We start from the raw sequence: 14,791 nt of genomic DNA, 5'->3' as shown, positions 1-14,791 counted from the left end.
TCGATAGCAGTGGAGTTTAGGTCCCCTCCAGTCCTTGAGGGCGATATGTCCGAGGACGATCACGGATTCGAGACCCGAAGCCTACACGCTGGAACCGCCCCCGACCCGACAACGGGATCGCGTGCGCCACCGATCTATCAGACCACGTCGTATGTGTTTGACGACGCGGAGGACGCCGCCGCACAGTTCGCCCTCGAAAAGCCGGGCCACATCTACTCGCGGCTGATGAATCCCACGGTGGGGAGCCTCCAGGAACGCCTCGCGTCCCTCGAAGGGGGAATTGGCGCGGTGGCCACCGCCTCCGGGATGGCCGCCTTCGATCTGACGACGTTCCTGCTGGCGTCGGCGGGCGACAACATCGTCTCGGCGTCGGCACTCTATGGGGGGACCTACACCTACCTCACCCATACCGTCGAGCGCCGCGGCATCGAGACACGCTTTGTCGAGCCCCTCGACTACGAGGCCTACGAGGAGGCGATCGACGACGACACCGCCTTCGTCCACTTCGAGACCATCGGCAACCCCGCGCTCGTCACACCCGACATCGAGCGGGTCGCCGAGATCGCCCACGAGCACGACACGCCGCTGTTCGTCGACAACACCTTCGCCTCGCCATACCTCTGCCAGCCGCTGGAACACGGCGCGGACCTCGTCTGGGAGTCGACGACGAAATGGATTCACGGCGCGGGCTCGACCGTCGGCGGCGTCGTGGTCGACGGCGGCTCCTTCGATTGGGCCGAACACGCCGACAAGTATCCCGAAATCGGTGCGGACAACCCAGCGTATCATGGCGTCAACTTCGCCGAGACCTTTGGGGATGCGGCCTTCACCTACGCCGGAATCGCCCGTGGGCTGCGCGACCTCGGCAATCAGCAGTCGCCGTTCGATGCGTGGGTCGTCCTCCAGAAGCTCGAAACGCTGCCGATGCGGATGGATCGCCACTGCGAGAACGCCCAGGTCGTCTCGGAGTTCCTGGAGGCCCACGAGGAGGTCTCGTGGGTGAACTACCCCGGTCTCGAAAGCCACGAAACCCACGAAGAGGCCAGCAAGTATCTCGACGGCGGCTACGGCGGGATGATCACCTTCGGCCTCGAAGGCGGGTACGATGCCGCCCGAGGCACCGTCGAATCGACAGAGTTGGCCTCGCTGCTGGCGAACGTGGGCGACGCCAAGACCCTCATTATTCATCCGGCTTCGACGACCCACCAGCAGCTCAGCGAGGAGGAGAAGCTCTCGGCCGGTGTGACCAACGATCTGGTGCGGCTGTCGGTCGGCATCGAGGATCCACAGGATATCATCGACGATCTGGCCCAGGCCATCGAGCAATCGAGCTGAAGGCCGAGGTGTTACGGAATCAGCAGACCGAGGAGGCAGAGTGCCGTTCCGACGAAGACGAGAAACAGGAGATCGGGTACGAAGCCGCCGACGAGTGTGAATTGAATACCGAGCCCGATGCATTTCAGCCCGCTCAGGTTTCCTGAAACCCCCGTGGCGTCTTTCGCTGCCAGTGCGCGGTCGATCTGTCGACGGTCGGTCGAGTCGGCCATTTTTCGATAGACGGTCGACAGGTGATAAATAAGCTGTGCAGCGACATCGGCCATCGGGGAGACCGGAAACGAAGCGCGAGTTCAGTTCGAGTCGGCGGAGGCGGTTGGTTCGGAGCCAGCAGTGTCGGCTGCGTGGATGTCGAGTTCACCACTCTCGACCAACCAAATACCGGTCGAAACGCCGAAGGCCACGAGACCGAAACCCAAAACACCGGCTCCCAGATCGATCCCGGAACCGACACCTTGGGCCAACGAGAGGCAGCCGAACGTCATGCCGCCAGCGAGCACGCCGGAGACCATCCCGCCGTCCTGCTGGCGACCCCAGAGGAGGGCAGGATACCGGAGCGTGAGAGCGGTAGCCAGCGTGTAGATGCCGAAGATCCCAACCAGGAGAACGCCCGACGCGTTTTGAGTGGCCACACCGCCGGTCACACCAGCCGCCAACAGGAGCGCACTGGCGAACCGAGTCGTTCGATTCATATCAATTCAGACAACAACCGGCTGCAAAAGCCTTCGGTACTCAGACGACCTGCTCGCCGTCGTCATCGTAGAGTGCGATCGCATCGACCGGACACGACCGGGCGGCGAACTCGGCGTCGAACTCTTCGTCTTCGGGGACCTCAACGACGAACAGGTCCTCCTCGACCTCCTCGCTTCCGTCGAGGTCGGCCTTCCCGGCGTCGAGGTTCTTTTTAAATGCATCCCACTCCTCGACGCACTGGTACATCCCGATACAGGTGTCGCGGTCGAATTCGATCTTCATGTTGTCGTGTTGGCGGGTGGGCTACATAGCCGTGTTGGAGCCGAGTAGTCTCATCGTGGCTGAACCGCACCTGCTGAAGCAGTTTCTTTAATATGCAGAGAGACATCTAGGAAACAATGAGTTGGGTCGACGCTGTTTCTTGGCTCACCATTAGCTCCTTGGGGGCCGGACTGGCCACGCTCGTGCTTATCAAGCTCCTGTATGAATATCGCGGCAAACCGGGTGCGAACTGGCTGCTCGTGTTGTCGGCCGTCCAAGCCGGATTTTGTTTCTCCTATGGGCTCTCGCTGGTCGTCTTCGATCCGGCGCTCCGTGTCTGGTTCGAGTCGGCGACCTGGATCGGGATGGCCTGGACCGGGCCGCTGTTTCTGGCGTTCGCCCTCGAATACACGGGGCGAGGGAATATCGTCCGCAGCGCCCTGTATGCGCCGATTGTCGGGGTGACGCTGCTGTCGAGCGGCCTCGCGCTGACACCGCCGTTGCGCGGGCTGCTGTGGACCGACTTCGAGATCCTCCCTTCCTTCGGCTCGTCGACCGTCCAGTACACGTTCGAACCGCTGGGCTATCTCACGGTCCTGACAGTGCTTGTGACCGCAGGGATTGGCCTGCTGTTACTGTTGGAGGCGATCTTGAGCTATGGGCCGCTGTACCGCCGTGAGGCGACTGCCGTGGGGTTGAGTGTGGTCTTTCCGGCCGCGGGAGTCGTCATGTGGGCGCTCGACCTCGGCCCGATGCCGCAGGTCAACCTGACGCCGACGCTGTTTTTGGGGCACGTCGTCCTGGACGGCTACGCGTTCGTCGGGACCAGCATCTTCGACAGCAACCCGACCACGCGCCGGGCGGCCGAACAGACCGCGATCGACGATCTTGGGATGCCGATCATGGTTCTCGATACCGAAAAACGGATCGTCGACCTCAACCGAACGGCCCAACGCCTCTTCGGAAGCGACGAGCCGACCGCGCTCCGCCAATCGATCACGGAACTCTCCGAGGCGGATTTCGACTCGCTGGGGCCCGGTGACGTGGTGACGCTCCCGTTCGAGGGGCGACAACACGAGTATATGCTCGCCTGCTCGCCGCTGACCGATCCCCGCGGCCGGACGGTCGGCAAAACCGTCGTCTTCCAGGACATCACCCAGGAGCGACAACAGAAACAGCGGCTCGAAGTCCTCAATCGAGTGATTCGACACAACCTCCGCAACGAGATGACCGTCATTCAGGGGTATGCCGGGACGATCGCGGCTACCCCGGAAAGTCCGGCGGTCACCGAGTGGGCCGAGACGATCACCAACAGCAGCAACCGGCTGATCGATATCGGCGAGAAAGCCCGCGATTTCGAGCGGATCATCAACACCGACACCACCTCGACCGAGATCGGCCTCCAGGAACTCCTCAACGAGATCCGAACCGATCTCGAATCGAGCGCCCCGGAGACGACAGTCGAACTCAGCGCCGAGCCCAGCGAACTCGGGACGATCCGGACCGATCCGTCGCTGTTCGTCCTTGTCATCACAACGCTCGTCGAGAGCACGCTGAGCCACAACGAGAGCCCGACGCCCGCCGTCGAAATCAGCGTCCAACGGGCCACAGCCGAAGGCGAAGCCATCGAGATCAGTATCCAGGATAACGGGGCCGGGATTCCCGAGTCGGAGCTGGCCCCGCTCCGGAACGGCTCGGAGAGCCCGCTCGAACACGGCAGCGGCGTCAGCCTCTGGATCGTCTACTGGGGGGTCCGCGTCCTCGGCGGCGAGCTCGCCTTCGAGAGCCAGTCGACCGGCACGACCGCGACAGTCTCGCTGCCACAGCAGCGGGTGTCGGAGCAGCCACCGGACGAATCCGAGAGCCGAGAGCCAGCGCTGTGAGAGCGAAGTGGCGGATCGTCGTGGCTGGTCGCAACAGCCACTCAATGGTGTAAATTGCCTCGGGATATCTGCCTTGATTTTCTTTGAAAAGAGACCGGTACGAAATGGTAATAAACACCAACAGATGCCGTCGACTGTCCGGCCGTTTCAGCATCGAGTAGCTACGGGTCAGCAACCGCTACGGTTCCGTCGGTAGCGCTGCTAACGAGCTACTCTCAGGTCGACTGTTCCATGTTGGTTCGAATCTGCTCGATAACCTCGCCGTGTTCCTGCTGGGGACTGAATAGGACGAAATCAGTGTCCTCGTCAGCCCGGAGGGTGTGGCCGGGCGGCCAGTAGAACATATCTCCGGCCGTGTCGACCTCCTCGCTGCCGTCGCTGTAGGTGACCGTCAGCGTGCCACTGACGATATACCCCCAGTGGGGCGACTGGCAGCGGTCGTCTTCGAGGCCGCTGAGGAGCGCGGTGATGTCGGTTCCTTCCGTGAGGGTGAAATACTCCGCGGCGAGGGGGCCGTACTCCGTCACGTCACCGAACTCGGGCTGGTGGCGAGCCACAGCATTCGGGGTGTCGATTCGGGCAGGAATGTCGTCTTTGGCGATGTTCATGAGAGTCCTCCGGACGCACTCACGACATGGGGGTCTCGCAGTCCGACCGACGGCACGCTGAGTACATCGACCTACGTTTCGCGCACATCACAATAGCTGTTAACATATAACACAGTTTGAGGGTATCAGTCGACGATCTGCTGTCGGCGCCAGTCACGTATTTCGTGCGTGTCCGGCGTTCATCGATCGGCGGTGTTAGGCCGTTCGAGTGCGTTCGTAGATCGAACCGCCGAGCGCGCCCAGCGGCAGCGTCAGCCAGAACGTAAACACGAAGACCGGGATTCCGAAGAAAAGACCAAGGTAGGCCGTCCCAGCCAGGAGTTCGGACACCAGCGACAGCAGGCGGAGTTGGCCAAGGTCCTGGAGGACGCTCGGAATCGTCAAGACACCACCGACAACGAGGCTTCCGATGGGATAGGTCAGCCCTGTCGCCGCCACTCCGGCAACGGAACCGAACCGCGAGTGTTCGGACGAGGCCACCCGCCATACAACGACGCCGGAGACGAACGCCGACGGCATAACCACTGGGATCGCTGCCGCAGCAGTCTGTACAGCTGCAATACCTGAGGGGATTCCGAGATAGCCGAACCAGAACGGCCCGATAGTCGTCGCTTCCGAAACACCGGGAATCTGTCCGATGAGGACGAACGTCACCGCCGCAACCATCGCGGTGGTCGCCATCGCATACCCCGCACCGATCTCTCGGCGGTCGGCATACGGCAGTCGACCGGGCCCGTACCCCTTGCAGACGGCGGCCATACGAGTGATGGGGAGGGAGTGCATCGTGATTTGTCACCTGTTGGGGCGCAATTGGGGTGGGGAGGTCTGCGCCGATAGTCGACTATTGTGAGATAGACTACATAATCGTGCTGGTGTAGTCAACAATATACGGACCGAGGAGACTGAGCAGTTGTCTCCTGTAGTAACGTCCGTAAATCACCCCAGGGGCATGATACCAACAGTTGTCGTCCTGTAGAACTGTATCACTCTTCCTGGAATGAATTGTATGGAAACGAAACTACTGCAACAAGTATAGCAAGCACAAATACACTACCTGCGATGATGGATGAATAGAGATCTGATACGTGTATCAAGACAGATATGACTAATAAAACCAATGCGGTGTTCAATCCGATGTAGTGCTTGTCGTTTCTGAAAGACGGGTCGATTTGACCGACCCTATGTGGATTGTGAATGTTTTGTTGTGAACGGTCCGTTTGTTCTTCTTGCGTATCGTCACTCATACTGTTTTTCTGTTTTTCTGTTTTCTAAGCCCTACGTTAAGACAGCCTGAAGCTGGGATGAATACCAGCGTCGAAACGTGGAGGAGTTGACGACGTGACAACAGGGAATGCATACACGAACACTACAATCCACCGATAAATTCATTCTCGTACCGACCACACAACGCGACCACCAATGACGGCTGATCGGTAGCCGATTTGCGTTCATAGTCTTGCAGAGACTCAATTGATACTACCCTGTCGACGAACCAATGTAGCACTGCTTGACTCAGATTCGCAGGCAAGCGAAGAGAGAACGATATAGCCTCCGTTATCCAAGGCGCAGGCCGGTCATCAAGAAAATAATCCCCAGCATTGCAATAGCCTCAACGATCCCAATCAGCGCGTTTCGCTTCTCAATAGCCGCCAAGCGGTCAAAATCGGGTTTCTCAGAACGACTCTCGTAGTAGGCCTGTAAATGAATTCGATTCGGAACAACGAGTCCGAAGAAAAACAACCCCCAACCGAGGCCGAGTGATGCTGAGGACCATAGTCCAGAGAATCCGTATCCGAGTCCCCATTCGGTAGTAAGTAGTACCGTGCCGGACAGTACCGTCGTGAACGAGAAGCCCAAAATGAAAAATACTAGCTTCGGTGTGAGTTGAGTCGTGACTGCGATAGTGTTCTCATCGTCGAGCCCGCCCAGTGCTGGCCCAATAACTGCAGGGAAAATCAGAGCGAACCCAAACCATACTGCCCCGGCAGCGACGTGCGTATAAAACAAGAGTTGTGGACTTTGTAACACGACGCTGATAGCAAGAACTGTGAGTGGCACAATAATACTTCCCGTAGCGAATGCCGGATTGGCTTCCGAGGCAAGGTGTTGAACACGATCTATCACTCCGCGTTCTCTCACAGTGTTCTGATTTTGTGTAATTTCCATAGGACATGATTAGCTAATTTCTACTTATTTGCACCGATAAGTATTATTTCAGTGTGAAAATACACCGCAATGGTGTATTCCTATGAAACATATACAGAGTATTGGTCGGAGGTTGCGGGAAAGTGTAGGAAAAATAGCCGACCTGCGTTCGCAGTCTTGCAACCTTCTCGTCACAGACCACGCGAACGATGGGGTAGTTCTGCTTGTCGGAGAATACACCATTCTACGACAAGAGGGAAGTTACATACCAACGACTGATCTGCTGAACGAGTTGCTCTACTTAGAGGACGGGTCTGGCAAGTACGTCTGCAACATTTATGAGATGTGGTACGAATCGACTGCTGAATACAACACGCGAGTCTTGCACGAAAGCTTTTGCCAGATCTGGTATCTCGAATTGGCACCTACAGAATGTTGATGTATTGGAGACCAGCAATCAGAAGGATGGGAAATAATAGTATGAGTATCATTACCCAAGAGAGAACATCTTTCCGAATCCTAAAGGCCCAATCCAGACAGACAAGTTATCGTTCAACTGGTTGTAACTCCCGGTTGGTTTCTGGTTGTGAAACGCTAGTAAAATGACTATGATCGCTCGATGAATAGTGGTCGTTATGCGCCGTCGTGCCCTCCTCTCCGCCGCTCTTGGAGTGACCGTCTGTAGCGCGGGTTGTCTCGGATCGATACGCGGTTCCAACCGACAGAAGGCCCAACTCGGCTGGTTCGGCGTCCACAATGTCGATCCAGAATCCAGCCATACGTTCACGCTCATTGTTGAGAGAGGTGGCAACGTCGTTCACGAATCATCGCACGAAGTCGATGCAGCAGAATACCATGACCCCGGCGTGGCAAGTGATGGTGCCATCGCTGAGTGCTCGTGGGGGGAAGCTGCCGGTGACTACTCTGTTCGTGTCCGTCGGGACGGAGAGGAAGAGACCGAGGAATCAATCAGTGCGTTCGCGGCAGAAAGGGGGGTTAAGTGCGTGGTTGCGGCCGCCGAATATCAAAACTACGATGCCACCACCGATTTCGTCGATGGGAAGCGCCTTACCATTTCCCTCCTAGAAGCCTGTGACGACGACGGCTACGTCAGACGGTGTTCCTTCACCCAAGAGTGACGCACGCTGAATCTCGTACTGGCCGATCAAGGAGTTCTGCTCCGAATCTAGTCTCGTTTGAGAGATACGTCTTCTATTTCCCGGGCTATATCAACAGTGGTTGGGTACTGATTACCCCCTCTGTATTCATCAGAAGTGACTCAACACTAGCTATATCTGATAAGAAATACCGCGCAAGACGCGCGGTCACAGTCTTGCAGATAAAGATAGAGACAGAAAATCGATCGTCGACACACCACCCCACCGAGCGCCGTTTATAAGTCAGCGACCTCTTCGATGGCGTCGGTCAGCGCTTTGATCGACTCCACGTCGTGTTCGCCCATGTGGCCGATGCGGAACGTTTTCTCACCGAGTTGGGAGCCGTAGCCGTTCGAGAAGGCCATATCGTACTCCTCGTTGATCGTCTCGATCGTCTCGGCGACATCGATCCCCTGTGTATTTTCGATACAGGCGACCGTTTTCGACTCGTAGCCCTCCTCGGGGAACATGGCGAAGTGTTCCTCGGCCCAGTCTTGGACGTACTCGGCCATCTCGGTGTGGCGCTCAGCACGGCCCTCGTGGGTCTCCTCAAGCATATATTTCATCTGCTTGCGGTAGGCCAGCATGATCGGGATCGCGGGCGTCGAGTGGGTCTGGCCCTTCCGGTCGTAGTAGTCGAGACAGCGCTGGAAGCCGCCATACCATGAGGCTTCGTCCTTTTCGACCTCTCGGTCGTAGGCCTCGTCGCTGACGACACAGACCGCGAGTCCAGGAGGCATGGCGAAGGCCTTCTGGGTCGAGGCGAAGATTACGTCGATCCCGTGGTCGTCGATGTCGACGTAGTCACCGCCGAGACACGACACCGCGTCGACGACGAAGTAGGTGTCGGGGTACTCGTCGACCACGTCGCCGATCTCCTCGACGGGGTTGCGAACGCCGGTCGAACTCTCGTTCATGACCGTGGCGACGACGTCGTAGTGTTTGTCGCTGGTTTCGAGCTCTTCGCGGATGTCCTCGGGTTTGACGGCTTGGCCCCATTCGTATTCGAGCCGGTCGACGTTCTTGCCGAGTCGCTCGGCGACGTTGGCGTGGCGCTCGCTGAAACTCCCGCAGGTCGGAACGAGGATGTTCTCGTCGACGAGGTTGAGCGTTGAGGCCTCCCAGAACTCGGTGCCGGAGCCGGTGAGGATGATGACGTTGTTCTCGGTGCCGAGGAACTCCTTGGTGTCCTCGACGATCGTGGTGTAGAGGTCGGTCATCCGGTCCATCCGGTGGCCGAACATCGGTTGGGCCATCTCCTGGATGACGTCCTCGCGGACTTCGGTCGGGCCGGGGATGTACAGCGTCTTGTCTCGATAGTCGTCCGTATACTCCTGTTTTTTCGTCACGAAATCCACCTTGTGGCTGTTGGTGGGTAGCGAGAGGCCATGGTAGTTTTGATACTGTCGTGCGTCGACCGTGCGCAGTGGTCCGAGGGTCGACCACACGAGCGGTGCAAAACCAGAATAATCCCCACAAAGTACTTTCCGGTTATCCATACAACATGAAGAAATGAATCGAAGCAGGATTGGGTGTCGACTGTCGAGGCGGTCGACACTGGCGCTCATGATGGCCGGTGGCATCGGGTGTCTCTCGGCCTCACGAGTACGGGCATCAGACGAACCGCTCTGGCCAGTCCATGGGGTTGTGTATGCGGTCGACCTGAGAGACGGGTCCGAGCGGTGGCGCACAGAGACAGACAGCGTCTACGGGCAGCCAATCGTTACCGATGAGGCGGTGTATACGGCCAGTCACACGAGCGTTCGCGCGCTGGATCGGGAGCGTGGCCGGACACAGTGGGAACTCGGTGGCGGAATGCCACGAAGACGGTCGTCGGCGTCGACACAGCCGGGAATCACCGAGACCGACGAGAGGGTCTACGTTAATACGGGCACACTGTTCGCGGTGACATTCGATGGCAGCGTTGAATGGGAGTTCGATCTCGACGACTACAACTTCGTGACACCGACCGTCGCCGAGGGGGTGGTCGTCGCCTGTCGGAACGACCGTCCCGAGCGGTACGAACTCATCGGCCTCGATGCCGAGACGGGGCGGGTCGAGTGGTCCGTCGAGAGGGACAGCGACATCGACACCCAGCCAGCGGTTACCGACGGCATCGTCTCTATCGACGACCCGTCGGCCGACACCGTCGACGCATACGATCTGGAGACGGGCGAGAAACGCGAGCCACCCACAGCCGCCGAGACCAGCGAGACGAACACGTCGCAGTCCAGTTCGGACGGACTGGAGGTCGCTCGACGTGACGACGTGATAGAGGCAGTCGAAAACGAAGACGTGGTGTGGTCGTTCGAGGCCAGAGATATCAAACAGATCGACTACGATGAGCGCGAACTCCGGGAGCGGACGTGGAGGGTTCACGAACCGGTTGTCGACGGTGACACAGTCTTCATCGGCGCTGTCCAGCTGGATCGGGCGAGTGTCCCCCGGTCAGAGGTACGTGAGACAGGTTCTGACGGTAGTCTGTTGCGGGTAGGAATGGTGGTGACGACAATCGCGGGTATCGGTGTGCTCGGTCGGCGGGTGCGATCATCCACTGACGAGTGAACAGTCGACAGCGCCCCTCCCGATGGGCCAGTCGGCGATCCGTCGACAGCCTCAGGAGAGGTCGAAGTGCTCGGCGGCGGTCTGCATATCCTTGTCACCGCGCCCACAGAGGTTCACGAGAATCGTGTCGTGGCGGTCTTCGTGTGCGAGTTTCTTCGCCAGCGCGATCGCGTGGCTCGGTTCGAGGGCCGGAATGATCCCCTCGGCCTGACTGAGTTCCTGGAACGCGTCGAGGGCCTCCTCGTCGGTGATCGCGTGGTACTCCGCCCGGCCGAGCGACTGAAGGGCGGCGTGTTCCGGGCCCACGGCGGGGTAGTCCAGACCCGCGGAGACCGAATGATTCTCGGTGTCGTCGTCGATGACCTGGGTCTTCATCCCCTGGAAGATCTGGGGCTCCTCCTGTTTCGACTTAGAGAGCGGCGCGGAGTGGTGGGTGTCGTCGGTCCCGCCGGGTTCCGCGCCGTAGAGCGCCACATCGTCGTCGAGGAAGGCGCTGAACAGCCCGATGGCGTTCGAGCCGCCGCCGACACAGGCGACACAGGCGTCGGGGAGCTCGCCGTGGAGCTCCTGGATCTGCTCGCGGGCCTCCGTGCCGATCACCGACTGGAACTCCCGGACCATCCGCGGGAAGGGGTCGGGGCCGACCGCGCTCCCCACGAGGTAGTGGGTCTCCTCCATGTTCTGGGCGAAGTCTTCGAGGGCGGCGTCGACGGCCTCCGCGAGGCCCTTGTTGCCGCGAGTGACCGGTTCGACTTCGGCTCCCATCAGCCGCATCCGGAAGACGTTCATCTCCTGTCGACCGATGTCTTTGGTGCCCATATAGACCGTCACGGGCAAGTCCAGCAGCGCGCCAACCATCGCGGTCGCGGTGCCGTGTTGGCCCGCGCCAGTCTCGGCGATGAGGCGCTCCTTGCCTGCGTGTTTGGCCAGCAGCGCCTGCCCGAGGGCGTTGTTGAGCTTGTGGGCCCCGCCGTGGAGCAGATCCTCGTGTTTGAAGTAGATCTCCGCGCCGTAGATCTCCGAGAGCGTGTCGGCGTAGAAGACGGGCGTCGGCCGACCGCCGTAGTGCTTGAGGTAGTATTGGAACTCCTCCTGGAACTCCTCGCTGGGGACGACAGTATCAAACGCCTCCGCGAGTTGGGCGAGCGGCTCCTCTAGTGCTTCGGGAACGTGTCGACCACCGAATTCTTCAAATTCACCGGACATGGAACAAAGACAGTTGGGTGTAAATATAGCTTTTATTATTATCAGCCATGAAGGATCGAAACCGGGCCGGGCGTGAGAACCGGAACCGGGAGACGACAGAGTGGTCGGCCGGAAGAATTACCGCTTAGACGAACTGCAGTGGGACAACGGCGATGTAGCCGAGGACGCCGACAGTGACCGCCCAGAACGCCAGCTCCCGGCGGCGGAACAGGTCGAACTCCTCGTAACACCCCTTGTTGAGGGTCCAGACAGCAACGCCACTCATTGCGAGTCCGCTGCCGAAAAACACCGAGAGCTGTGGCTTGAAGCCAGCCATCGACGCGAGCCCGGCGGCCTGGCCGATCGTGACCAGACCGAACAGCCCGACGAGGTAGACGGCGAGCTTCGCGCGGTCCATGTCAGAATGTCAAAGAACAATACTATAATTTTTTCTATTATGTTCTGGCGGGCGTCGGTCTCCGGAAATTTAAACCCCAACAGCGGTCAAGGGAGTCCAATGAAGCCAGCCGAGATCCCCGGACTGCCGCCGGGGGTCGACGACCAGCTCGCGGGCGAGGGCATCGAGGAGCTGTATCCGCCGCAGGCCGAGGCCGTCGAGGCGGGACTCACCGACGGCGAGAGTCTCGTGGCCTCGGTGCCGACCGCCAGCGGCAAGACGCTGATCGCCGAGCTTGCGATGCTGTCGGCGGTTCAACGCGGCGGGAAGGCCCTCTATATCGTCCCGCTGCGAGCACTGGCCAGCGAAAAGAAAACCGAGTTCGAGCGGTGGGAGGACCACGGGATCTCGGTGGGCGTCTCGACCGGCAACTACGAGTCCAGCGGCGAGTGGCTGGCAAGTCGGGATATCATCGTCGCCACGAGTGAAAAGGTCGACTCGCTGGTCCGGAACAACGCGGGCTGGATCGATCAGCTCTCCTGCGTTGTGGCCGACGAAGTGCATCTCGTCGACGACCGCAATCGGGGGCCGACGCTCGAAGTTACTCTCGCCAAACTCCGGCAGATCAATCCGGGCTTGCAGGTCGTCGCCCTGTCGGCGACCGTCGGCAACGCCGACGAAGTCGCCGACTGGCTCGATGCCGAACTCGTCCACTCGGAGTGGCGACCCATCGACCTCCGGATGGGCGTCCACTTCGGCAACGCGATCAACTTCGACGACGGCAGCCAACGCGAGGTGCCCGTCGAGGGAAGCCAGCGGCAGACCGAGGCGCTGGTCGGCGACACCCTCGATGAGGGCGGCTCGACGCTCGTATTCGTCAACTCCCGGCGAAACGCCGAGTCCGCGGCCAAACGGCAGGGCGGCGTAGTCGAACGTCGGCTCGACAGCGACGAGAAAGCCGACCTCCAGGACCTCGCCGAGGAGATCCGTGGCGTCTCCGACACCGAGACGAGCGACGACCTGGCCGACTGCATCGAAAACGGCGCGGCGTTCCACCACGCCGGGCTGGCCAGCGAGCACCGCAGCCTCGTCGAGGACGCCTTTCGGGACCGCCTGCTGAAGGTGATCTGTGCGACGCCGACGCTGGCGGCGGGCGTCAACACGCCCAGCAGGCGCGTGATCGTCCGCGACTGGCGACGGTATGATGGGGAGTTCGGCGGGATGAAACCGCTGGATGTCCTGGAGATCCACCAGATGTGCGGTCGCGCCGGTCGACCCGGACTCGATCCCTACGGCGAAGCGGTGCTGCTCTCGAAGGACGCCGACACGATGGACGAACTGTTCGAACGCTACATCTGGGCCGACCCCGAGGCTGTGCGGTCGAAGCTGGCCGCCGAGCCCGCCCTGCGGACCCACCTGCTGGCAACGATTTCGTCGGGCTTTGCCAACAGCCGCGAGGGATTGTTGGAGTTCCTGGAGGCCACACTGTACGCCACCCAGACCGGCGACGACGGGCGGTTGGAGAGCGTGACCGACTCCGTGCTGGCGTATCTGGAGGCCAACGACTTCATCGAACGCGAGGACGGCACGATTCGAGCGACCAATATCGGGCATACGGTCTCACGGCTGTATCTCGATCCGATGAGCGCCGCCGAGATCGTCGACGGCTTACAGTACGCCGAACAGAATCGTGGCGAGGAGGCGGCGACCAGCGAGGGCCAACGCGAGCGACCGGCGGCCGATGAAGAGGCCGAGCCCGAGGGGTTCGTCTCGGCGAGTGAGCTGCAGACGGACGCCGAAGACGGTTCTGAGTCGGAGACGGAGCCGGTCGACGACTCTCAGCCACCGGCGCGGCCGACACCGCTGGGGCTCTATCATCTCGTGAGCCGGACGCCCGATATGTACGATCTCTACCTGAAATCGGGGGACCGCGAAACGTACACCGAGCTCTGTTACGAACACGAAGCGGAGTTTCTGGGTCGTGTTCCGTCGGAGTACGAGGACGTGGCCTTCGAGGAGTGGCTCTCGGCACTCAAGACGGCCAAACTGCTTGACGACTGGGCCAGCGAGGTCGACGAAGACCGGATCACCGAGCGGTATGGTGTCGGGCCGGGCGACATCCGCGGGAAAGTCGAGACCGCCGAGTGGCTGTTGGGGGCGGCCGAGCAGCTGGCCGGGACCCTGGAGCTGTCGTCGAGGGTCGCTGTCCGCGAGGCGAAAAAGCGGATCGAGTACGGCGTCCGCGAGGAGCTGATCGATCTGGCGGGCGTGCGGAACGTCGGCCGGAAGCGCGCCCGGCGGCTGTTCGAGGCCGGGATCGAGAGCCGGGCGGACCTTCGGGAGGCCGACAAAGGGGTCGTGCTTGGCGCACTGCGGGGTCGACAGAAGACTGCCGAGACGATCCTGGAGAACGTCGGCCGGGAGGACCCCTCTCTGGAGGACGTCGAAGCAGTCGAAACGGAGACGGCCGCGGTTGCGCGTGGCGGGAGTGGGGAGCCGGAATCAGACAACGGAACCGACGACGGGCAGTCGAGCTTGGGTGATTTCTGATGGAGGATATAT

Annotated in this window: 15 protein-coding genes; 5 read left to right on the top strand and 10 right to left on the bottom strand. The window is 60.4% G+C overall.

Annotation, left to right across the window (positions count from 1 at the left end):
* The first annotated feature begins 45 nt into the window (after positions 1–45).
* Positions 46–1,335, top strand: coding sequence for an O-acetylhomoserine aminocarboxypropyltransferase/cysteine synthase family protein (locus NO877_RS16690; protein ID WP_256397489.1), 1,290 nt, complete (start codon positions 46–48; stop codon positions 1,333–1,335).
* 11 nt (positions 1,336–1,346) lie between these two features.
* On the opposite strand, the gene NO877_RS16685 is transcribed toward NO877_RS16690, so the two are convergent.
* From NO877_RS16685 to NO877_RS16675, 3 genes are all read right to left on the bottom strand, one after another.
* Positions 1,347–1,547, bottom strand: a complete 201-nt coding sequence (locus tag NO877_RS16685) for a hypothetical protein (RefSeq protein WP_256397488.1) — start codon at positions 1,545–1,547, stop codon at positions 1,347–1,349.
* Between the two features lie 81 nt (positions 1,548–1,628).
* Positions 1,629–2,027, bottom strand: a complete 399-nt coding sequence (locus tag NO877_RS16680) for a hypothetical protein (RefSeq protein WP_256397487.1) — start codon at positions 2,025–2,027, stop codon at positions 1,629–1,631.
* Between the two features lie 40 nt (positions 2,028–2,067).
* Positions 2,068–2,310: a ferredoxin gene (locus NO877_RS16675; RefSeq protein ID WP_256397486.1), complete on the bottom strand. Its 243-nt coding sequence runs from the start codon at positions 2,308–2,310 to the stop codon at positions 2,068–2,070.
* A gap of 116 nt (positions 2,311–2,426) precedes the next feature.
* Between NO877_RS16675 and NO877_RS16670 the strand changes: the two genes are divergently transcribed.
* Positions 2,427–4,172 (top strand): sensor histidine kinase, encoded by a 1,746-nt coding sequence (locus tag NO877_RS16670; protein WP_256397485.1) that lies wholly within the window; start codon positions 2,427–2,429, stop codon positions 4,170–4,172.
* Between the two features lie 215 nt (positions 4,173–4,387).
* Here NO877_RS16670 and NO877_RS16665 read toward each other — a convergent pair whose 3' ends face one another.
* The 4 genes from NO877_RS16665 to NO877_RS16650 all read right to left on the bottom strand — a co-directional run bounded on the left by NO877_RS16665 (position 4,388) and on the right by NO877_RS16650 (position 6,946).
* Entirely contained in the window at positions 4,388–4,780 is a 393-nt protein-coding gene (locus tag NO877_RS16665) for a cupin domain-containing protein (RefSeq protein ID WP_256397484.1), read from the bottom strand.
* Between the two features lie 195 nt (positions 4,781–4,975).
* A complete protein-coding gene (locus NO877_RS16660; protein WP_256397483.1) occupies positions 4,976–5,563 on the bottom strand; it encodes a hypothetical protein in 588 nt (195 codons plus the stop codon).
* Between the two features lie 200 nt (positions 5,564–5,763).
* Positions 5,764–6,024 carry a hypothetical protein gene (locus NO877_RS16655; protein WP_256397482.1) on the bottom strand — a complete coding sequence of 87 codons (261 nt, stop codon included), beginning with the start codon at positions 6,022–6,024 and terminating at the stop codon, positions 5,764–5,766.
* Between the two features lie 310 nt (positions 6,025–6,334).
* Positions 6,335–6,946, bottom strand: coding sequence for a hypothetical protein (locus NO877_RS16650; RefSeq protein ID WP_256397481.1), 612 nt, complete (start codon positions 6,944–6,946; stop codon positions 6,335–6,337).
* Between the two features lie 614 nt (positions 6,947–7,560).
* Between NO877_RS16650 and NO877_RS16645 the strand changes: the two genes are divergently transcribed.
* The gene (locus tag NO877_RS16645; protein ID WP_256397480.1) at positions 7,561–8,064 is read left to right on the top strand and encodes a hypothetical protein; all 504 of its coding nucleotides are present in this window, start codon (positions 7,561–7,563) and stop codon (positions 8,062–8,064) included.
* Between the two features lie 254 nt (positions 8,065–8,318).
* Here the strand turns inward: NO877_RS16645 and NO877_RS16640 are convergent, their stop codons facing one another.
* Complete coding sequence (locus NO877_RS16640) at positions 8,319–9,431, bottom strand: pyridoxal-phosphate-dependent aminotransferase family protein (protein ID WP_256397479.1); 1,113 nt, start codon at positions 9,429–9,431, stop codon at positions 8,319–8,321.
* A gap of 163 nt (positions 9,432–9,594) precedes the next feature.
* On the opposite strand from NO877_RS16640, the gene NO877_RS16635 reads away from it, so the two are divergent.
* Positions 9,595–10,647 carry an outer membrane protein assembly factor BamB family protein gene (locus tag NO877_RS16635; protein WP_256397478.1) on the top strand — a complete coding sequence of 351 codons (1,053 nt, stop codon included), beginning with the start codon at positions 9,595–9,597 and terminating at the stop codon, positions 10,645–10,647.
* 51 nt (positions 10,648–10,698) lie between these two features.
* Here the strand turns inward: NO877_RS16635 and trpB are convergent, their stop codons facing one another.
* The gene (trpB, locus tag NO877_RS16630; protein WP_256397477.1) at positions 10,699–11,853 is read right to left on the bottom strand and encodes a tryptophan synthase subunit beta; all 1,155 of its coding nucleotides are present in this window, start codon (positions 11,851–11,853) and stop codon (positions 10,699–10,701) included.
* Between the two features lie 124 nt (positions 11,854–11,977).
* Positions 11,978–12,250 (bottom strand): hypothetical protein, encoded by a 273-nt coding sequence (locus tag NO877_RS16625; RefSeq protein ID WP_256397476.1) that lies wholly within the window; start codon positions 12,248–12,250, stop codon positions 11,978–11,980.
* Positions 12,251–12,349: 99 nt separating this feature from the next.
* Here NO877_RS16625 and NO877_RS16620 point away from each other — a divergent pair, with 99 nt between their 5' ends.
* Positions 12,350–14,779, top strand: coding sequence for an ATP-dependent DNA helicase (locus NO877_RS16620; RefSeq protein ID WP_256397475.1), 2,430 nt, complete (start codon positions 12,350–12,352; stop codon positions 14,777–14,779).
* The last annotated feature ends 12 nt before the right edge of the window (positions 14,780–14,791 follow it).

It is taken from the genome of Halohasta litorea (assembly GCF_024494645.1).
GTDB lineage: Archaea > Halobacteriota > Halobacteria > Halobacteriales > Haloferacaceae > Halohasta > Halohasta litorea.
This window is presented reverse-complemented; position numbering and strand designations above follow the sequence as displayed.

Bases quoted from the DNA above. Each gene is read 5' to 3' on its own strand.
- NO877_RS16675 (WP_256397486.1), bottom strand. From the start codon at position 2,310: ATGAAGATCGAATTCGACCGCGACACCTGTATCGGGATGTACCAGTGC.
- NO877_RS16680 (WP_256397487.1), bottom strand. From the start codon at position 2,027: ATGAATCGAACGACTCGGTTCGCCAGTGCGCTCCTGTTGGCGGCTGGT.
- NO877_RS16635 (WP_256397478.1), top strand. From the start codon at position 9,595: ATGAATCGAAGCAGGATTGGGTGTCGACTGTCGAGGCGGTCGACACTG.
- NO877_RS16645 (WP_256397480.1), top strand. From the start codon at position 7,561: ATGCGCCGTCGTGCCCTCCTCTCCGCCGCTCTTGGAGTGACCGTCTGT.
- NO877_RS16625 (WP_256397476.1), bottom strand. From the start codon at position 12,250: ATGGACCGCGCGAAGCTCGCCGTCTACCTCGTCGGGCTGTTCGGTCTG.
- NO877_RS16690 (WP_256397489.1), top strand. From the start codon at position 46: ATGTCCGAGGACGATCACGGATTCGAGACCCGAAGCCTACACGCTGGA.
- trpB (WP_256397477.1), bottom strand. From the start codon at position 11,853: ATGTCCGGTGAATTTGAAGAATTCGGTGGTCGACACGTTCCCGAAGCA.
- NO877_RS16655 (WP_256397482.1), bottom strand. From the start codon at position 6,024: ATGAGTGACGATACGCAAGAAGAACAAACGGACCGTTCACAACAAAAC.
- NO877_RS16670 (WP_256397485.1), top strand. From the start codon at position 2,427: ATGAGTTGGGTCGACGCTGTTTCTTGGCTCACCATTAGCTCCTTGGGG.
- NO877_RS16665 (WP_256397484.1), bottom strand. From the start codon at position 4,780: ATGAACATCGCCAAAGACGACATTCCTGCCCGAATCGACACCCCGAAT.
- NO877_RS16660 (WP_256397483.1), bottom strand. From the start codon at position 5,563: ATGCACTCCCTCCCCATCACTCGTATGGCCGCCGTCTGCAAGGGGTAC.
- NO877_RS16685 (WP_256397488.1), bottom strand. From the start codon at position 1,547: ATGGCCGACTCGACCGACCGTCGACAGATCGACCGCGCACTGGCAGCG.
- NO877_RS16650 (WP_256397481.1), bottom strand. From the start codon at position 6,946: ATGGAAATTACACAAAATCAGAACACTGTGAGAGAACGCGGAGTGATA.
- NO877_RS16620 (WP_256397475.1), top strand. From the start codon at position 12,350: ATGAAGCCAGCCGAGATCCCCGGACTGCCGCCGGGGGTCGACGACCAG.